Genomic DNA, 18,713 nt, shown 5'->3' on the forward strand with positions numbered 1-18,713 from the left:
GGTAACCAGACCCTATTGCAGGGAATAAGGTGTTATCGTAACTAACTAACCGGTCAGTGATTTCTGAGAAAGAAAATACTTAAATATCAAGTATTAAGGGCAATGCTGAAGCCTGGCATTTATGGCTATTTCCTCAGCATGGAAGCAGTGAGTTTATTCTCACTAATTAATTTGTATAAAGTAAAGGAGAGAAGGCTATGGAATCAATGAGAACTTCTATGAATACGGCGCAGTGGCAGCCATTTAATCTGCCAGACACATCCTTACAGACTACCTCAAAAGCTTCTGATATTGTTAAAAAACTGCTGGACAAAGTGTCATTAGGCATCCTCAGTGCCAAAGGTGTCAGGGACGACGAAAGCAAGGTAGTGTCTTCTACCAGCCTGGCTCCGGTTTTGGGAATGCTTCTGGCGTGTATGGATGATAAAGCCAGGAAGGCGGCAGTTCTGGGTATCTCGGAAGAAGAATTAACTGATGAGCTGGAGGCTCAGATCCATAAAAAACTCGGTGAATTCAGTGTAAACCACCCTTTCGCTAAGGATCCAGACCATAAACAGGCACTCTCTTGCACTAACTTCATAGGTTCTACCTCTGCCCTCGGGAATGAGAAGCTTAATCAGACACTGTCTGAATCTTATCACACCGAAAAGCTGGAATGTCATGACTATGACAGGTGCCTGGCCGATGTCGCTGAAGATTACGTGAAAGAGAAGACCAATGGAAAAATCGAAAAGTTGTTTCATGGTCATTCTAAAGCTCGACGAGAACTAATTAGAGCGGTATTAGGTCATGTGATGGAATTCGACGGTATTTGGAAAGATGAATTCTCTGAAGACAAAACGGTCCATCGCCCATTTAATTGCGCAAATGGAAGTTTTATTAGAAACGTCAAGATGATGTCTTCAACTGAAGAGCTTCAATTTGTTGAGACCAGTGAATTTGATGCCATTGGTAAAGAATTCCAATCCGTGAATGGAGAAGACCTTAAATTAGTTGCAATACAACCACACTTTGAAGATCCTGAAATGATTAATAAACTTGACTCTGAAGCCATTAATCATCTGATTGAAAGATTAAATGATCGTAAAGTGAAGATGGATCTAAGACTTCCGAAAATAAAAATAGAGAATAGTTGTGATACCAGGTTACTCGACAAAATTTCTGAGGTATTTGGAACCAACATAATAAAGGCCGGGGATTTAACAAGATTAGGCGATTCATCAGACGGTGATCTGGAGATACTACAGAAGACCAAAGTATCCATTGGTGAAAAGGGAGCTTATGGTACAGTGGCCACTGCCGCAACAACTACTCTCAGGGACCCATCCTCTGAGCGTCCCAGCTTTGAGTTTAATTACCCTGGCTACATTGCCATTGTCGATGGACAAGGTAATCGGTTGCTTGAGATGGTGATTAAGGATGGCAGCTTTTTTGAGCTTGACGGCACACCCGAAATCATACCCGCTGGAAAACAGAGCTCTGACAACCAGCCAGCTTATTACGATTTTGACATGTCTGATAGTGACGATGATACAGAACCAAAAATCGATTTACCCACAAAAACAAAGATGGTACAAAAAGACTTATCTGCAATAACACGATTATCTTTTGACGTTCTTGAACATGTAGATGTGAGTAATTTTATAAATAACTATTATAATCTGGATGGGAAGCTTCATATTGAAAGCACTGAGGCAGATGATGTCAGGATAAGAATAAATATGTCTTCTCCGGATGACGCTAAACAGCTTAAAGGAAGAATATTAGAATCCATTGGAAAAGAATATGAATATGGACGTTTTATCAAGATTCATGATAGATGGAACCCTGTTGAATTAGATGTTTGCGGCGATGCCTGGAAAAAAATGATTACTAAAATAACTTCTGGACAATCATAAACAAAAAGCCAAATCCGGGGTTTAATCACCTCCGGATTTTTTTTTAACAAAAGCCTATAAGCATAGTAGTCCCCATAATATGGACAGATAGACAAGTTATGTTTTATGGCAGCACTTTGGACAGAGATAAATCCACCATGGTAACGAGCCTTTATGGCAGGAAGCAAGATGTTATCGTAACTAACTAACCGGTTAGTGAATTTTCCGAAAGCGAATACTTAACTAGTAGTAATGCTACATAATAAGAAATTTACGGCTATTTGAAAAACATGCGCTGTCTGAAAATCATGGAAGCAGTGTGTTTGTCCTGAATAAAAAATTAATTATTATCAGAGTTAGGAGAAAATATTATGCACCCTATTGGACATTCATTCAGACAATTTTCATTGTCATCGCAACCGCTAAATCTGCGAAACACATCCTTCAAAGCCACCTCACAGGCTTCATATCTTGTAAAAAAACTGATTGATAAAGTGTCATTAGGAATTCTGAACGCCGTAGACGCCAGGGACAATAACAGCAAGGTAGTGTCTTCTGCCAGTCTGGCTCCGGTTCTGGGTATGCTTCTGGCGAGCATGGATGATAAAGCTAGAAAGGCATCGGTTCTGGGTATCTCTAAAGAAGAGTTAACTGATGAGATGGAGATTGAGATCCATAAAAAACTAGGCGAATTCAGCGTTAACCATGCTTACGCCAAGGATCCGTACCAGATACAGAAGGCACTCTCTTGCGCTAACTTTATAGGTTCTGACTCTGCCGTCATAAACGAGCATCTTGATCAGATACTGTCTGAATGTTATCAAACCGAAAAGCTGGACCGTCCTGACCAGGACAGGTGCCTGGCTGACGTCGCAGAAGACTTCGTGAAAGAGAAAACTCATGGAAAAATCAATAAGTTGTTTCATGGTCATTCTAAAACTCGACGAGAACAGATTAAAACGGTAATTGGTAATGTGATGGAATTCGAGGGTATCTGGAAAAGTCCATTTTCTAAAGAAAAAACAGCTTCGGGCAAATTTATTTGCGCAGACGGAAGTATAATTGAAAACGTCAAGATGATGAAGTCAACTGAAAATGTTCAATTTTTTCATAACAGAAAGTTTGGAGCCATTGGCAAAGAATTCCGATCAGTTTATGGTGAAGATCTTAAATTAGTCGCAATAATAACACCTGATGACAGTCCAACAGGGATTAACAACCTTGATTCTGATACAATCAATCACCTGATTGACGGATTAAATGGCTCTAAAATAGAGATGGATCTAATGCTACCCAAGATAAAAATAGACGGCAGTTGTGACACCAATTTACTCGACAAAATTTATCAGACATTTGGAGCCGCTGTCATAAGGTCTGAAGATTTAACAAGATTAGGCCATCCCTCAAATTGTGATCTGGAAATTCTTCAGAAGACCAGAGTATCCATTGATGAAGAGGGAGCTTATGGTCAAGTTGCCACTGCCGCAACAAGAACGCTCAGAGGGTTCGGTACAAAAAAACCACCACACTTTCATTTTGTCTCCCCTGGTTACATTGCCATTGTAGATGGACAAGGCAATCGGTTGGTGGAGATGCTGATTAAGGATGGCAGCTTTTTAGAATTTTATGCGGCTGGGAATGACTCAGCTGAAAGCTTGAAATCTAATGATTTGAAATCTGATAAAAGTTTGAAACCAAATGACTTGACAGCTGATAGCAAAATGACTCCTATCGAAAATTATAAAAATTACAGAAAATTAGATGAACCCAAAAAAGACGAAAGAATTATTGAAGAAACTATTAACTCTATAAAATATATGTTACCAGATGATGAATCTATTGATGTGAGCAAACTAATATACCATAGGTTTGATCCGAAAGAGGATTTTAATATCAAAAGTGCCAAAGCACTTAAATCCAGATTAGCTATCCATACTGGTACTAAGGACAATGCCCTTGAAATCAGAGAAAAAATATTAGAATGGCTTGATTACAAACATGTAGATTTTGTTAAAGTTTGGCATGGTTTTGATGGCTTTGAAGTAGAAGTTTCAAATGATGCCTGGGATGCACTGCGGAAGAAATTAACTTCTACACAATCATAAATAAAATGCGAAATCCGGAGATTAACCACCTCCGGATTTTTTATTAAAAAAAGCTTCAGGGACTCAGCTTGCGAATTTCAGCCAACAACTCATCACTATGGTGGCAAAGCATGCCTCACCTGCACCATTGACAACCCTCTTGTCATTTTTTACTTATCGTCGCAGCCTGGCAAGGTACTTAATAACTTGCCACCACAAGAATACTGTATATAATCACAGATACTGTATAAAAAAACAGACTGAGAGACCATGATCAAACTGACTAAACGGCAATCCGAGATACTGGACCTGATCAAATCTCATATTGAAGAGACAGGTTTCCCACCCACCAGGGCCGAAATCGCCAAGACCTTCGGCTTTCGCTCACCCAATGCTGCCGAAGAACATCTCAGGGCACTGGCCCGTAAAGGCGCTATCGAGATTACCCCCGGAGCCTCCCGTGGTATCCGCATTCCAGACAGCCAGCCTGAAGGCCTTCCGATTATTGGACAGGTTGCTGCCGGGAACCCGATCCTCGCCCAGGAACATATCGAAGACCACCTGATGCTCAATCCCGCTTTCTTCACCCCATCGGCAGACTTCCTGTTAAGGGTAAAAGGAATGAGCATGAAGGACATCGGGATTCTTGATGGTGACCTGCTGGCCGTTCACAAGACAACAGATGTTCGAAACGGTCAGGTTGTCGTCGCCCGGATTGAAGATGATGTCACCGTGAAAAGATTCGAGAAACAGAAAAACAAAGTATTGCTGCATCCGGAAAACGACGAGTTCGAAACCATAGTCGTTGATCTCACTCAGGATGCCTTTGCCATCGAAGGTTTAAGCGTCGGAGTCATCAGAAATCAGTCCTGAGACGGAATAAGATGAGTCTGACCATTATTCCAGAGACACTACTCACAACAGGCAGCTGTTGTTAAAGGCCCACTACGCTGAAGTGCGAATAACAAACAGCGTCCGGGCTATGCCAGAAGGAAGAATTTATGCTGTACCGAACCAGCAGTGAAAGGCACAATTTTTCAGCTCCAAGCTATCAGACCAATACAGTCTGCATTAACCCCTCGCGCCTAGAAAAGACTTTATCAGGAAAAACTGAAAAGTCTCTGAAGCCCAGTATTAATGAACTCATTCTTTCAGGTCAACCCTGGCAGGCAGAACAACTCCTGACGCCCATGCTCAGTCAGCTGTCCACTGACAGTGAACGTTGGTTGACCCTGATTCTGGCAGATGACACCAGAACCCTGCACTGGTTAAAGAATTGCGACTTAAATCATGACAAGGTGCAAATCTTTAGCTCCAACAATATTAATCAGACATTGGAACTCACCAGGAAAGCGCTGGCATCCGGAACCAGCCACACTGTCATCAGCTGGCTGGGGCATTTGGATAAAGGGTGGCTAAGTAGGCTTGAAAGCGCAGCCAGGAATGGACAGTGTCAGGGGCTGGCTATTCGCACTAGACAGGTTGCATGATGCCTGTCATTTCCATGAAAATAGAGTCAGTGCAGTACTCTGTTCTCAGGAATCTCTTCTTCAGAAGACTGCGGACGAGTAAGTTCAGCAACTTCACGCATGCCTGCATCAAACATGACCTTTGCCACTTGCAGGTGGTCCCCTTCAAGATACATCTTGGCTTCCTCTGAAAACTTCATAGTCAGCAGCGGCTCACCCTCGTCATCACTGCGTCGCAGAACGATCTCTCCTGTTGGAAGTTCCACAATTTCCAAAAACGATGCAGCCATATTTCGTTCCATAAATAGCGTATAAGAGGGAGAAATCATGCAGCATTGTGACTTATGATGCAATAGGTCAGTACAGAGTAATGCAAAGTGTTATTGCAGACTGGAAAGTAAAAACCCTTAAAAGAGCTGCAGCTTTTGCCCCCGTATTGCAGCATACACACGATAAACTGGAATTAATCAGGCTGTTAGCGACAGAGCAAAGCCCAATACTTTCGCACCATTCATCGTGCCATAATCAACAGGGCTAATCGCCTCAACCGGAACAGCATATTCGGCAGCACGCAGCTTGAGATCATTCAACATATATTTAACCTGAGGACCCAGCAGAACAACATCGAAACAGGCTACCTGTTCATCGAAATGACTAGCGCCGAAGGCTTCAACCTCGACTTCTTCACTCCGACTTTCAGCTGCTTCGCGCATTTTCTCCACCAACATGCTGGTAGACATACCTGCCGAACAGCACAGCATGATCTTAGTCATAAGACACCTCTGATCAAATTGAACAACAGCCATAAACAACAGAGTTCTAAACATTCCCACAATCATGCACGGTTTGAATCAATCCAGGCACACTATTATGAGTCATGAATCAGATCTAAAAAATCTAATCACCATTCAAGATTGAAATTTCTAAAGTGCCCTACCAACTCCTTGAGGGAGGCAAGAATACTCTTGGCACTTTCTGGCGTCTTAATACCTTTGGTGACTTCACTAGTATCCGAAGCAATCATAATCATACTGCTATTACTTGAATATGATTGTATATTACCATTAGCATTAAAAATATCGTCATAAGCTTTAAGTAAATCTGCCAGCCAACTGTCCGACGACTCCAGCTGCTTTAACTGCTCGAGTTCAGACACTTCTGCCGGTTGCTCAACCATCAATCTGCAAGCATCTTCCAGAGACAGCAACCGGGTCAGCTGCTCACCGTAGGGAGACAATATCTCCGCCAGCATCGAGGAATAGGCTTGACTGGCATGCATCAGAAATGCCTCTCGAAAAGCCTCCTGCTCAAAAGCTTCTGCTCTTTCCCAGGCATCCAGCTGTAAACGGGCATAGTGTAATTTTTTGTTGGTATGAGAACGCCACTGCTCAGACATAATCTTTCTCAAAAATAAAAAGACCTCCACGGATCTCTGTGAAGGTCCTGTTTGTGACGAGGCCAGATCAGGATTTTTTGCGCTTCCTGGTGACTTTTTCTTCCCACTTGCCTTCCTGGAAGGTAGCACTCCACCCTGAAGCCTTGCCTTCAGACTCACTCATAACATATTGAGTTCTGGTTTTGCGACTGTAGCGAATGATTGCGGGATTACCATCAGCATCCTGCCTCGGTGCATCCAGAAGATAATGATACTTTGGATCAATAGCCGCCTGATGAGGGATCAGTTCACTCACCAGAGGAGCACGGGTCTCACGGTTCTTTGGGAACTGGCTGGCCGCCAGGAAAAGACCTGAGGCACCATCTCTGAGAATATAATGATCATCCACTTTCAGACATTTGAGCTCAGGCATGGGTACAGGATCCATTTTGGGGGGAGCCGCTTCCCCACTTTTCAAGAGCTTGCGGGTGTTTTTACACTCGCTGTTGGTACAACCAAAGTATTTGCCAAAGCGTCCGGATTTGAGCTGCATCTCGGAACCGCACTTGTCACATTCAAGCACGGGGCCATCATAACCCTTGAGTTTGAATTGACCTTTTTCCACTTCATAGCCGGAGCAGTCCGGGTTATTACCACAGACATGAAGCTTACGCTGCTCATCAATCAGGTAGCTTTCCATCGCCGTAGAACACTTGGGACAACGATGCATAGCCCGCAAAGCATTGACTTCTGCATCCTCGTCGTCAGCATCTTCAACTTCTTCGCCGGGCACCAGATTAATGGTACATTTACAACGCTCCCTGGGCGGGAGCGAGTAACCGGAACAACCCAGAAATACTCCCGTACTGGCCGTGCGAATCATCATATCCCTGCCACAATCAGGACATTTGATATCGGTAGGAGAAGGGTCATTGGAGCGCATACCGTCGCTGTCGTCTTCAGCCTGCTCCAGCTTGCTGCTGAAATCACTGTAGAAACTGTCCAGCAGATCTTTCCAGTTCTCACCACCTTCAGCCACTACATCGAGATTGGACTCCATCTTGGCGGTAAAGTTGTAATCCATAAGATCATGGAAGTTCTCAACCAGCCGGTCTGTGACAATATCGCCCATTTTCTCGGCATAGAAACGACGATTTTTCAGGGAAACATAACCGCGATCCTGGATAGTCGAAATAATGGAAGCGTAAGTGGAGGGCCTGCCTATTCCACGCTTCTCAAGCTCTTTTACCAGAGCCGCTTCACTGAAACGGGCAGGCGGTTTTGTAAACAGCTGTTTCGGGTCCAGTTTTTTCAGATCCAGCGGATCACCTTTTTCCAGAGCCGGCAGAATGATGTCTTCACCTTTTTTGGCTATGGCCGCCATTACCCGGGTATAACCATCAAACTTGAGGGTTCTGCCCCTCGCCTTGAGATCAAAGTCGTCCACCCGAACTGTCAGGGACGTACTCAGGTACTCCGCAGGCGTCATCTGACAGGCAACAAACTGTCTCCAGATCAGTTCATAGAGCCGCTCTGCATCCTTCTCAAGACCGGAAATAGAGCCTGGCTCAGCAGTCACAGAGGAAGGACGTATTGCTTCGTGAGCCTCCTGAGCGCCTTCTTTACTGGAATACCGGTTCGGATTTTCAGGCAGATACCTTGAGCCGAACGTACCATCGATAAATTCCCGGGCACTCTCCACCGCTTCCTGACTCAGATTGGTCGAGTCAGTACGCATGTAGGTGATGTGACCCGCTTCATAAAGACGTTGGGCCATCATCATGGTCTTCTTGACACTGAATCCCAGACGGGTACTGGCCGCCTGCTGCAAAGTTGAGGTAATGAAGGGTGCAGAAGGACGACTTCGGGTCGGTTTGTCTTCACGCACGGTCAGCTTGTAATCAGCCTGTCTCAGCTTTTCAAGAACAACTCCGGTGGCAGCCTCACTGACAGGTCTGAAGGCATCGCCAGCTTCTTTGGCCACCTGAAAACGGATAACTTCTCCATTTTCCGTAGCCAGGTCAGCGTAAACTTCCCAGTACTCTTCGGGGATAAAGCTTCTGACTTCACGCTCCCGCTCAACAATCAACTTAACCGCTACTGACTGCACCCGCCCTGCTGACAGGCCACGGGCAATTTTAGCCCAGAGCAGAGGAGAAACCATATAACCTACTACACGGTCGAGGAATCGCCTTGCCTGCTGGGCATTGACCCGGTCAATATTGAGAGAGCCGGGCTCTTTGAAGGCTTCCTGGATGGCATTTCTGGTAATTTCGTTGAAGACTACCCGCCGATAACGTTGAGGCTCCCCGCCAATAGCTTCCTGAAGATGCCATGCGATGGCCTCTCCCTCACGGTCCAAATCAGTTGCCAGGTAAATTGTGTCAGCTGATGCGGCAAGGCGACGCAGCTCATCAACCACCTTCTCTTTGCCGGGCAGTATCTCGTAACGGGCCTGCCAGCCTTTTTCAGGGTCGATGCCCATTCTTTCAATCAGCTGTTCTTTGGCTTTGCGCTTCTTATGGATGACTTTCTGCTCAGGAGATAGCTTACGTGTCTCAGCAGCAGCCTTTGCCCGAGCTTTGGGGTCCACAGGCTTCCTGGAGCCACCTGCGGTGGGCAAATCACGAATGTGACCAACACTGGACTTAACAACAAAGTCCTTGCCCAGATATTTGTTTATTGTCTTCGCCTTGGCCGGCGACTCGACGATAACTAAAGATTTACCCATGCTACCTTACACGTCCTGTAATCAGCTCCATTGTTCCGGTTATGCTGACCAGCCTGGAAAAAAGATCATAAAACACTCAGTGCTGTCTGCGACCAAAACAAGAAAGGTCGGGAATTGAAAATTGTTTCAATATATAAGGTCAAGAAAAACATCGGTCAAGGAAAACCCTGCAATGATCCTGAATTTTTCTCGAACGACCCTCTTATTTATCGTTTCACAGCCTCAATGATTAATCCAGCCAGTTATAAGCAATAATATCCTTGAATATCAAAAGATTATTTAATTACTGTGAAGCCTGACAGATTTCATGATGATCATTGACGGGAAAAAATGTCGGGTTTTACCGACAAAATAACTTATGCAGACACTGAAAAAGATACTCATTTTCGAAGCAGAATCTCAGCATAAAAATGCATCAAAAAGGAGTACCCCGGAATAGAATTCCGGGGCGAGTACTTTCAGGCAGGATAAGCCAGACAGGAACCCGTCTGGCAAAGGCCGACGCCTTACAGACGTTCAAATACCGTAGTAATACCCTGACCCAGACCTACACACATGGTTGCTACACCGATCGTACCATTGTTCTGCTTCATTACATTCAGCAGAGTACCGGAGATGCGGGCACCAGAGCATCCGAAGGGGTGACCCAGGGCAATAGCGCCACCGTGCAGATTCACCTTCTCATCCATCTTGTCGAGCAGATTCAGGTCTTTCAGGACAGGCAGAGCCTGAGCAGCAAAGGCTTCATTCAACTCAACATGATCGACGTCATCCATAGTCAGTCCTGCACGCTCGAGAGCTTTCTTGGTGCTGGGCACAGGACCATAGCCCATGATGGAGGGATCAACACCGGCAACTGCCATGGAACGAATCACAGCCATTGGCTGAAGACCCAGGTCCTGTGCACGCTGTGCAGACATAACAATCATGCAGGAAGCACCATCGGTAATCTGGGAAGACGTTCCGGCTGTCACTGTCCCTTTCGGGTTAAAGGCAGGCTTCAACTGCGCCAGTCCTTCGAGTGTGGTTTCAGGACGGATCGTCTGATCTTCGGTGAAAACGGCCAGATTGCCATCATCATCATGTCCCTGCATAGGGATGATCTCATCTTTAAACTGACCGGCTTTGGTCGCTTCCCAGGCTCTCATGTGAGACCTCACACCAAATTCATCCTGGGCTTCACGAGTAATGCCGTGCATCAACCCCAGCATTTCTGCAGTCAGACCCATCATACCAGCAGCTTTGGCAGCGTACTTGGACAGGCGCGGGTTAGGATCCACTCCGTGCATCATACCCACATGGCCCATGTGCTCAACACCACCTACAACAAAGACATCACCGTTACCGGTTTGAATAGCCTGAGCAGCGGTGTGCAGTGCGCTCATGGAAGAACCACAAAGACGGCTGACAGTCTGGGCTGATGAAGTATGAGGAATGGGAGTCATCAAAGACGCCATACGGGCGACGTTCCAACCCTGCTCCAGAGTCTGGTTGACACAGCCCCAGATCACGTCTTCAACTTCTTCAGGGTTAACACCGGGATTACGGTTCAATACTCCGGTGATAAGGTTGGCAGACAGGTCATCGGCACGGACATTTCGGTACATGCCACCCTTTGAGCGACCCATAGGGGTCCGCCCAAAGTCAACAATTACGGCGTCTCTCGGATTAAGGCTCATAGTCAATTCTCTCTTAAATCTGTTGCTCGTGATTAACCATTTTTTTGTCGCTCAAGGCTGTTTACGCGCCGTAAAACGTCTTGCCTTCACGGGCCATTTCCCGCAGCTTTTCAGTAGGCTGATACAGAGGACTGATGTGAGCGTACTGATCAGCCAGTTCAACGAATTTGTCGACACCCATGCTATCGATGTACTTCAGGGCGCCGCCTCGGAAAACCGGGAAGCCGATGCCGTTGAGCAGAGCCAGGTCAGCCTCAGCAGCTGTATCAACAATGCCGTCTTCCAGTGTACGAACGGTTTCCATACACAGTGGAATCATCATGCGATCAATAATTTCCTGAGTCTCAAACTCACGACTTTCGCCAGCCACCTCAGAGAGAAGCTCATAAGCCGCTTCGTCGACCACCTTCTTGGGCTTACCTTTCTTGTCCTGCTCGTACTTGTAGAAGCCGACATTGTTTTTTTGTCCGTAACGCCCATTCTCGAACATCACGTCAATGGCACTCTTCCAGTCACGGGACATACGATCCGGGAAACCTTCAGCCATCACTTTTTCCGCATGAGAGCCGGTATCGATACCCACTACGTCAAGCAGGTATGCCGGACCCATTGGCCAGCCAAACTTCTCCATGACTTTATCGACTTGCTGGAAGTCGGCACCGTCTTTCACCAGCGCGGCGAAACCACCAAAGTACGGGAACAGCACCCGGTTAACCAGGAACCCGGGGCAGTCATTAACAACGATAGGAACCTTACCCATCTTCTTGGCATAAGCAACAACCGTTGCCACCGTTTCTTCGCTGGTCTTCTCACCACGAATCACTTCCACCAGAGGCATTGCGTGAACCGGGTTGAAGAAGTGCATGCCACAGAATTTTTCGGGTCTTTTCAGATCCTTAGCCAGCTCTGTTATTGAAATGGTTGAAGTATTGGAGGCCAGAACAGCGTCCTCACTGACGTGATTTTCTACTTCGCCCAGGACTGCCCTCTTGACATTGACGTTTTCGACAACGGCTTCGACAACGACATCAACATCACCAAACTCACTGTACGACAGAGTTGGAACAATGTGATTAAGAACCTCTCCCATTTTCAGAGGATCCATACGACCACGGGCCACTCGCTTGGACAGCAGCTTGCTGGCCTCGCTCAACCCCAGATTCAGACCTTCCTGAGCGATGTCTTTCATCAGGATGGGAGTGCCTTTATAAGCAGATTGGTATGCAATACCACCCCCCATGATGCCGGCGCCCAGAACAGCGGCTTTCTCAACTTTACCTGCCTTTTTGGTCAGCTCCTTGGTCTTCTTCTTGAGCATCTGGTCGTTCAGAAACAGACCCACCAGGACGTCAGACACAGGCGTCTTGGCCAACTTGACGAAACCTTCAGCTTCCACTTTCAGGGCTTCGTCTCTTGGCAGCTCGGCATGCTTTTTGATCGCTTTGACAGAAGCCACAGGTGCTGGCATGTGAGGGCCCGCTTGCTGCTTGACAACCGCCGTAGCTGTTTCAAAAGCCATCAGCGATTCCAGCAAAGGCAGCTTGAGAGGTGAACGCTTTTCATCCTTACGGGCATTGTAATCCAGCTCACCTGCCAGGCAGCGTTTGATGATAGCTACCGCTGAGTCCACCAGCTTTTCGGTTTCAACGACTGCGTCTACAGCACCCACTTTCAGAGCTGCATCAGGCTTCTGTTCACGACCGGCAGCAATCCACTCGATCGCGTTATCAACACCGATCAAACGTGGCAAACGGACAGTCCCACCCCATCCCGGGTAGATACCGAGTTTAACTTCAGGCAGGCCGACACCGCCTTTGTTGGACAGAACACGATAGTCAGCACACAGGCAGATCTCAAAACCACCACCCAGAGCGCTGCCATTGATGGCGGCAACGGTCGGCATATCCAGATCTTCAAAACTGCTGAAGGTCTGGTTTACGCCCATGACCATCTCAATCAGTTCACTCTCTTCCTGACGGAAGTTGGAAGTGAACTCCTTGATATCAGCACCAACAATGAAAACGCCTTCCTTGCCGCTGGTAAGAACGACACCCTTAATGGTGCCGTCCGACTTGATGGCCTGGACTGCAGCATTAAGATCTTCAATGGCAAGCCGGTTGAACTTGTTCACCGACTCCCCATCCAGGTCAAATCTCAACTCAGCGATGCCGCTTTCAAGTGCCAGAACCTTGAACGCTTTCCCCTGATATATCATTTATCTCTCTCCGGACGGATTGAAAAAGGTTGTCCTGATAACTGACGTCTGAACAAATGGCGCCAGAAGTCTGACTGAAAATAGTGCCTTTAACGAAAATGGCAGATTATTCTCAGTAAGACTCCTGATCAATACATCTCAGACTGTATTCGCCAGAAATTCATACAACCGTTTGAATTTTTGAGCCTACCTTCTTTGAATTTTTTATCAATGTCAAGGAAATGAACACCAATATATCCGCAAAAATACTGATTCATAACAAATACCCATTGCAAATTTACTTGGACAACTCCAGCTACAGCCATACAATATAGGCGTTTGGTCTATGATGCCTGCAGTAAATCGCCACTTTATGTCACAACCTCATATCGCAACTTTATGCAGCGGTATTGTAGCTGTAGTGGTTATAGTGCACAGCCATGATCCGGAAATGCAGCTCACCGGCTCAGATGATAAAAATGGCTACGAAACTGGATTGAGCTGCATTTCTCTGAAAAACACCGGGAAGAGAGAGACGGTCTATGAGTCAATATAACCATATACTCGTTGCTATTGACCTATCTGACGAGGCAGACGATGTTCTGGATAAAGCAAAGTCTCTTGCAGAAACCTACCAGGCAAGACTGACACTGGTGCATGTGGTTGAACCACTGAGTGTGGCTTATGGCAGTGATATCCCACTGGACCTCACAACCCTTCAGGATGAAATCACCCAGCAGGCCAGAGAGCGTATTTCGCGTTTGGCAGAGAGTATTAATCTGGACAAGGGCGAACAGCATGTCGTTTATGGCCGCCCGGAAAGAGAAGTACATCGCATCGCTGACGAATCAGACGTTGACCTGATCGTTGTTGGAAGCCACGGCAGACACGGTCTGGCCCTGATCCTCGGCTCAACATCAACCAGCATTCTGCATGGTGCGGGCTGTGACGTTCTGGCGGTGAGAGTGGGTAAAAATAACAACCATAAGTAAGAACAGAAGTGGTGAGTTAACATTTAGCAGATATCTGTTCTTAAGACTGCACGCTGCTGACTGTTGACTCCCGACTTAATAAAAATACTATCTCATGGTTGAGGACTTGTTCGCATCTTCTTTAAATAATCGAGCCACTCCGTGAATTTCATCAAATAATACACACGTTTTATCAGATCTCTTTTCTGTAACTTTGCTCTCTCGTCACGTAGACGTTTTCTCAGTTCTTTTCTCTGTAACTTTGCTGCCTCGTCCATGGTTTCATTAGCTTGTTCAGCGTCATTAGAGCCAATAGTTGTGTCAGAAGGAAGCAAGCCAATAGTTGTGTCAGGAAGCAGTTCCCATAATTCAAATGATTGAAACATCAGATCCTTAAATCCGACAGTGAGGATTGTCAGTATGACGCGATAATCATTTTGATCAGGAAAAGCTCTGTGTAATTGTTGGTTTATATAATATTTGATTTGTACCAATAGTTTTCGAAATAATTCAGGATCCAGGTTTCCAATACTATTGTATGTTACAGTCATTCCAAATTTCATTTGTTGAAATAATTCCTTTTCATTGCGCTTATAGTTATAAAAGGTTATCGCTTTACCTGATGTTCTGAAATATTTCTTTATATTAACAACATCATTTATTGCGGATGGATACCTTGAATGTTCGAAAGGGTCAAGCATCGGACTTATGATATCAATCAGTTTCAAGAACTGATTACCCCAAGCCACTAATTCAGGTTCTTCATTACCATACTCTTGTATTAGCTCCAGCATATGATCAGCTGATCTTTGCTGTCGCTTATAGACCGCTATTCTATGACTATTCATGTTATTGCTGAGGAGTTTGGTAGCGTCTCTTAATAATGAATCGACTGATACATTATTGGCTTGCCCAGACTCTAAGGGTGCCTCCAATTGCTGCAAAAGTTTCATGCGTTCTGTATCAAAAGATTTCAGTCCGGAAAAGACTGAAGACGATTTTGCAACATTTTCTTTTAAAACATTTTTATCTTTTATCGGTTTACTTTTACCTAACAGCTCATCTTTATGCCAGTAAAGCCTGGATATTCCAGCTATTTCAGCAGCGTGAATCAGGAATGAAGTAAAAAAAACATGGGCCCTTTGAGAGGAAGCTCCGCTTGAATTTATGGCTGCATAGTAAGCCAACAGCAAATACGCGAGGCTCTCTTGTTGTTGCGAATTGTTAAGATCGACAGGAGACAGAGTACCTTGGAGATAAGATAGAGCCTCCATGATTGCATTCTGATTTTGATCAAGGTCAACGTGAAGACTAGCCTTGGCTTGCTCAATCATGCCTGCAATGGTCAGATTATTACCCGGGGGCATTTCCGGAATGTTATTTAACAAAGTGGTTAGAGTGTCTTCTGAGAGGCCTGAGTTTAATTTGCGGATAATTTCTGCAATTTGTTCACGGGACATTGGCGGCAGCGAAAGGTTCATCAAAGGCTGCATCTGCGCTGCTTCAGCTCCCTGCGGTTCTTCCTGAACCTCAATCTCATTGACGTCTTGTTCACTCCCGGTGTTCATGGCAAAAATAAGATTGGTATCATTTGGGTTGACTAAGGGAAACCTCCCCGTAAGAGCATTATGGTTAATCAAGTCGGATAGAAAGTCGGACTCTTTTGCTCTCTTTCCTTCAAAAAATATTTCATCCACCGGTGTTAATAAAGGATTTGCTGCCAGCAATGCCATACAGGGGCAAGCCATGATAATACCAAGAGAACCGGCGACTAGCTGACTTGCCCTGGTACGATGGGTGAATATTGATAGCCTTGTTGTTTTTGATAATTGAGAAATGGAGTGGCTGATCATTCTACTTCCTTAAAGGTTTGAAGCACCCTCGGAAAGTAGACCAAGGATCACAATAATGCTCAATTCTTGTCACGAATATCAGATCTGACACTCACCGGCTCATTGTCGTCTCTGGGAGACTGTCAGACTTCAGCATCCGTCTAGGCGACCCCGTCTAGGCGACCCCGTCTAGGCGACCCCGTCTAGGCGACCCCGTCTAGGCGACCCCATAGCGAGGATTGCGAGAAATTTTCAGACCCATTTATCGCAACCGAACGACAGTATGAATGCAGGAGCCAGAGCAACGCAGGAGCAGTTGCTGCCTTGGATTTACACCTTCTGCTGTGTCAATACCAATCCTGTTCAGAATCACTCCAGTCAGAATAACTGCTGGAATCACTACCATCAGTGTAACTTCTTTCAGATTCACTCTGGTAATCGAATTCAGAAACCTCCGTACTCCAACCAATTAAATAATCAAGCCATTTCGAGAATTCATCCAATGACTCCATACGTTTCATCAGGACTCTTTTCTCTAACTTTGCTGCCTCGTCATTCAGACGTTTTATCAGTTCTTTTTTCTGTAACTCTGCTACCTCGTCATCCGTGGCTTCGTTAGCTTGTTCAGGTTCTATAGAGCCAATAGTTGTATCAGGAAGCAGTTGCCATAAATCAATTGATTGCACCACCAGAGCCTTAAATCCTATAGTGAGGGTTGCCAGTATGGCGTGATATTCATTTTCATCAGGAAAAGCTGCGTGTAATTCTTGGCATATATAATATTTGATGTGTATCAACAGTTTTAGAAATGATTCAGGTTCCAGATCCCCCAGGTCAATCATTATTGCTACTATTCCTTTCCTGATTTCTTCAAATAAATTCTTTGTTATGTGCTCATGGTTATAAAAGGTTGTCTTTTTACCTGATGCTCTGAAATATTCCTCTATGTTATCAATAGCTGTAGTTAGGTCTATTAACCTTATATGATCGAAAGGGTCAAGCATCAGACTTATGATATCAATCAGCTTCAAGAACTGATGGCCCCAAGCCACTAATTCAGGTCCTAAGCCACCATGTACTTGTATTAGCCACAGCATTTGCTCAGCTGATCTTCGCTGTCGTACATATTTTGGTATTCCGTGCCTGTCAATGTCATGATTGAGCAATTTAACAGCGCCGCTTAATAATCCATCGACTGATACATTATCGGGTTGTCCAGACTCTAAGGGATTCTCCAATTGTTGCAAAAGCTTAATGTGTTCTGTTTCAAAAGATTTCAAACCAGAAAAGACTGAAAATGATTTTGCAACATTTTCTTTTAAAACATTTTTATCTTCTATCGGTTTACGTTTACCTAACAATGCATCTCTATACCAGTGGAGTCTGGATATTCCAGCTATTTCAGCAGCGTGAAGCAGGAATGAAGTAAAAAAAACATGGGCCCTTTGAGAAGAAGCCCCACTTGAATTTATGGCTGCATAGTAAGCCACCAGCAAATACGCGAGGTTCTCTTGTTGTTGCGAATTGTTAAGATCGACAGGAGACAGGGTACTTTGGAGATAAGATAAAGTTTTCATGATTACATTCTGATTTTCATCGAGGTCAACGTGAAGACTGGCCTTTACTTGCTCAATCATAGTTGCAATGGTTAGATTATTACCCGGGGGCATTTCCGGAATGTTACTCAACAAAGTGGTTAGAGTGTCTTCTGAGAGGCCTGAATTCAATTTGCGGATAATTTCTGCAATTTGTTCGCGGGACATTGGCGGCAGCGAAAGGTTCATCAAAGGCTGCATCTGCGGTGCTTCAGCTCCCTGCGGTTCCTCCTGTACCTCACTCACATTGACGTCTAGCTCATTCTCGGTGTTCATGGCAAAGATAAGATTGGTATCATTCGGGGTGACTAAGGGAAACCTCCCTGTAAGAGCATTATGATTAATCAAATCGGATAGAAAGTCAGACTCTTTTGTTCCCTTTCCTGCAAAAAATCTTTCATCCACCGGCGTTAATAAAGGGTTTGCTGCCAGCAATGTTGAGCAGTGGCAAGCCATAATAATACCGAGTGAACCTGCAACTAGCTGACTCGCCCTGGTACGATGGGTAAATATTGATAGCCTTGTTGTTTTTGATAATTGAGAAATGGACTGGCTGAGCATTCTACTTCCTAAAGGTTTGAGGAACCCTCGTAAAGTAGACCAACGATCGCAATAATGCCCGATTCTGGTCACGAATATCAGACCTGACACTCACCGGTTCATTGTTGTGGTCTGATTCTAACGACCTGCTCTCCATAGAGCGTACTTTACCTGATTCCAGAATTTCAGCAGTGGCCAGGGCAGCTCAAGCATTTCAACATCCAGTTCGTTGCAGCCTCGTTTATGGCCAACAGATTGGCTGACCTCCCGAACAGTCTTGCCAGCCAGCAAGCGGCTGAGTTCCCCGGCGGTCAATGCCTTAACAGGAACACGACAAATGTTCACTGGAAAAAGGAAATTTTTTCT

The 18,713-nt window shown here is 45.3% G+C and carries 14 protein-coding genes; 5 read left to right on the plus strand and 9 right to left on the minus strand.

Annotated features, from left to right (window positions below):
• Positions 1-197: 197 nt before the first annotated feature.
• The 4 genes from ACOMG9_RS12045 to ACOMG9_RS12060 all read left to right on the plus strand — a co-directional run bounded on the left by ACOMG9_RS12045 (position 198) and on the right by ACOMG9_RS12060 (position 5,451).
• Positions 198-1,898, plus strand: a complete 1,701-nt coding sequence (locus ACOMG9_RS12045) for a serpin family protein (RefSeq protein WP_494530295.1) — start codon at positions 198-200, stop codon at positions 1,896-1,898.
• Between the two features lie 350 nt (positions 1,899-2,248).
• Positions 2,249-3,982, plus strand: coding sequence for a serpin family protein (locus ACOMG9_RS12050; RefSeq protein WP_448217071.1), 1,734 nt, complete (start codon positions 2,249-2,251; stop codon positions 3,980-3,982).
• A 249-nt stretch (positions 3,983-4,231) separates the two neighbouring features.
• Positions 4,232-4,834: a transcriptional repressor LexA gene (gene lexA / locus ACOMG9_RS12055; protein WP_448217072.1), complete on the plus strand. Its 603-nt coding sequence runs from the start codon at positions 4,232-4,234 to the stop codon at positions 4,832-4,834.
• A 128-nt stretch (positions 4,835-4,962) separates the two neighbouring features.
• Entirely contained in the window at positions 4,963-5,451 is a 489-nt protein-coding gene (locus tag ACOMG9_RS12060) for a SulA-like leucine-rich domain-containing protein (protein WP_448217073.1), read from the plus strand.
• Between the two features lie 26 nt (positions 5,452-5,477).
• On the opposite strand, the gene ACOMG9_RS12065 is transcribed toward ACOMG9_RS12060, so the two are convergent.
• From ACOMG9_RS12065 to fadB, 6 genes are all read right to left on the minus strand, one after another.
• A complete protein-coding gene (locus tag ACOMG9_RS12065; RefSeq protein ID WP_448217074.1) occupies positions 5,478-5,720 on the minus strand; it encodes a hypothetical protein in 243 nt (80 codons plus the stop codon).
• 177 nt (positions 5,721-5,897) lie between these two features.
• Positions 5,898-6,203, minus strand: a complete 306-nt coding sequence (locus ACOMG9_RS12070; protein WP_422475160.1) for a PTS sugar transporter subunit IIB — start codon at positions 6,201-6,203, stop codon at positions 5,898-5,900.
• A 128-nt stretch (positions 6,204-6,331) separates the two neighbouring features.
• Positions 6,332-6,838 (minus strand): DUF6586 family protein, encoded by a 507-nt coding sequence (locus tag ACOMG9_RS12075; protein ID WP_494530296.1) that lies wholly within the window; start codon positions 6,836-6,838, stop codon positions 6,332-6,334.
• A 55-nt stretch (positions 6,839-6,893) separates the two neighbouring features.
• On the minus strand, positions 6,894-9,536 hold the full coding sequence (topA, locus tag ACOMG9_RS12080) for a type I DNA topoisomerase (RefSeq protein WP_494530297.1): 2,643 nt from the start codon (positions 9,534-9,536) through the stop codon (positions 6,894-6,896).
• A gap of 506 nt (positions 9,537-10,042) precedes the next feature.
• Positions 10,043-11,215, minus strand: a complete 1,173-nt coding sequence (fadA, locus tag ACOMG9_RS12085) for an acetyl-CoA C-acyltransferase FadA (RefSeq protein ID WP_494530298.1) — start codon at positions 11,213-11,215, stop codon at positions 10,043-10,045.
• Between the two features lie 61 nt (positions 11,216-11,276).
• The gene (gene fadB / locus ACOMG9_RS12090) at positions 11,277-13,430 is read right to left on the minus strand and encodes a fatty acid oxidation complex subunit alpha FadB (RefSeq protein WP_494530299.1); all 2,154 of its coding nucleotides are present in this window, start codon (positions 13,428-13,430) and stop codon (positions 11,277-11,279) included.
• 521 nt (positions 13,431-13,951) lie between these two features.
• Here fadB and ACOMG9_RS12095 point away from each other — a divergent pair.
• Positions 13,952-14,401, plus strand: coding sequence for a universal stress protein (locus ACOMG9_RS12095; RefSeq protein ID WP_317146481.1), 450 nt, complete (start codon positions 13,952-13,954; stop codon positions 14,399-14,401).
• A 92-nt stretch (positions 14,402-14,493) separates the two neighbouring features.
• On the opposite strand, the gene ACOMG9_RS12100 is transcribed toward ACOMG9_RS12095, so the two are convergent.
• The 3 genes from ACOMG9_RS12100 to ACOMG9_RS12110 form a co-directional block, all read right to left on the minus strand.
• Positions 14,494-16,233: a hypothetical protein gene (locus ACOMG9_RS12100; RefSeq protein WP_494530300.1), complete on the minus strand. Its 1,740-nt coding sequence runs from the start codon at positions 16,231-16,233 to the stop codon at positions 14,494-14,496.
• A gap of 326 nt (positions 16,234-16,559) precedes the next feature.
• A complete protein-coding gene (locus ACOMG9_RS12105) occupies positions 16,560-18,368 on the minus strand; it encodes a hypothetical protein (protein ID WP_494530301.1) in 1,809 nt (602 codons plus the stop codon).
• 117 nt (positions 18,369-18,485) lie between these two features.
• Positions 18,486-18,692: a hypothetical protein gene (locus ACOMG9_RS12110; protein WP_448217082.1), complete on the minus strand. Its 207-nt coding sequence runs from the start codon at positions 18,690-18,692 to the stop codon at positions 18,486-18,488.
• Between the last annotated feature and the right edge of the window lie 21 nt (positions 18,693-18,713).

The organism is Endozoicomonas sp. PH6C, from assembly GCF_059322965.1.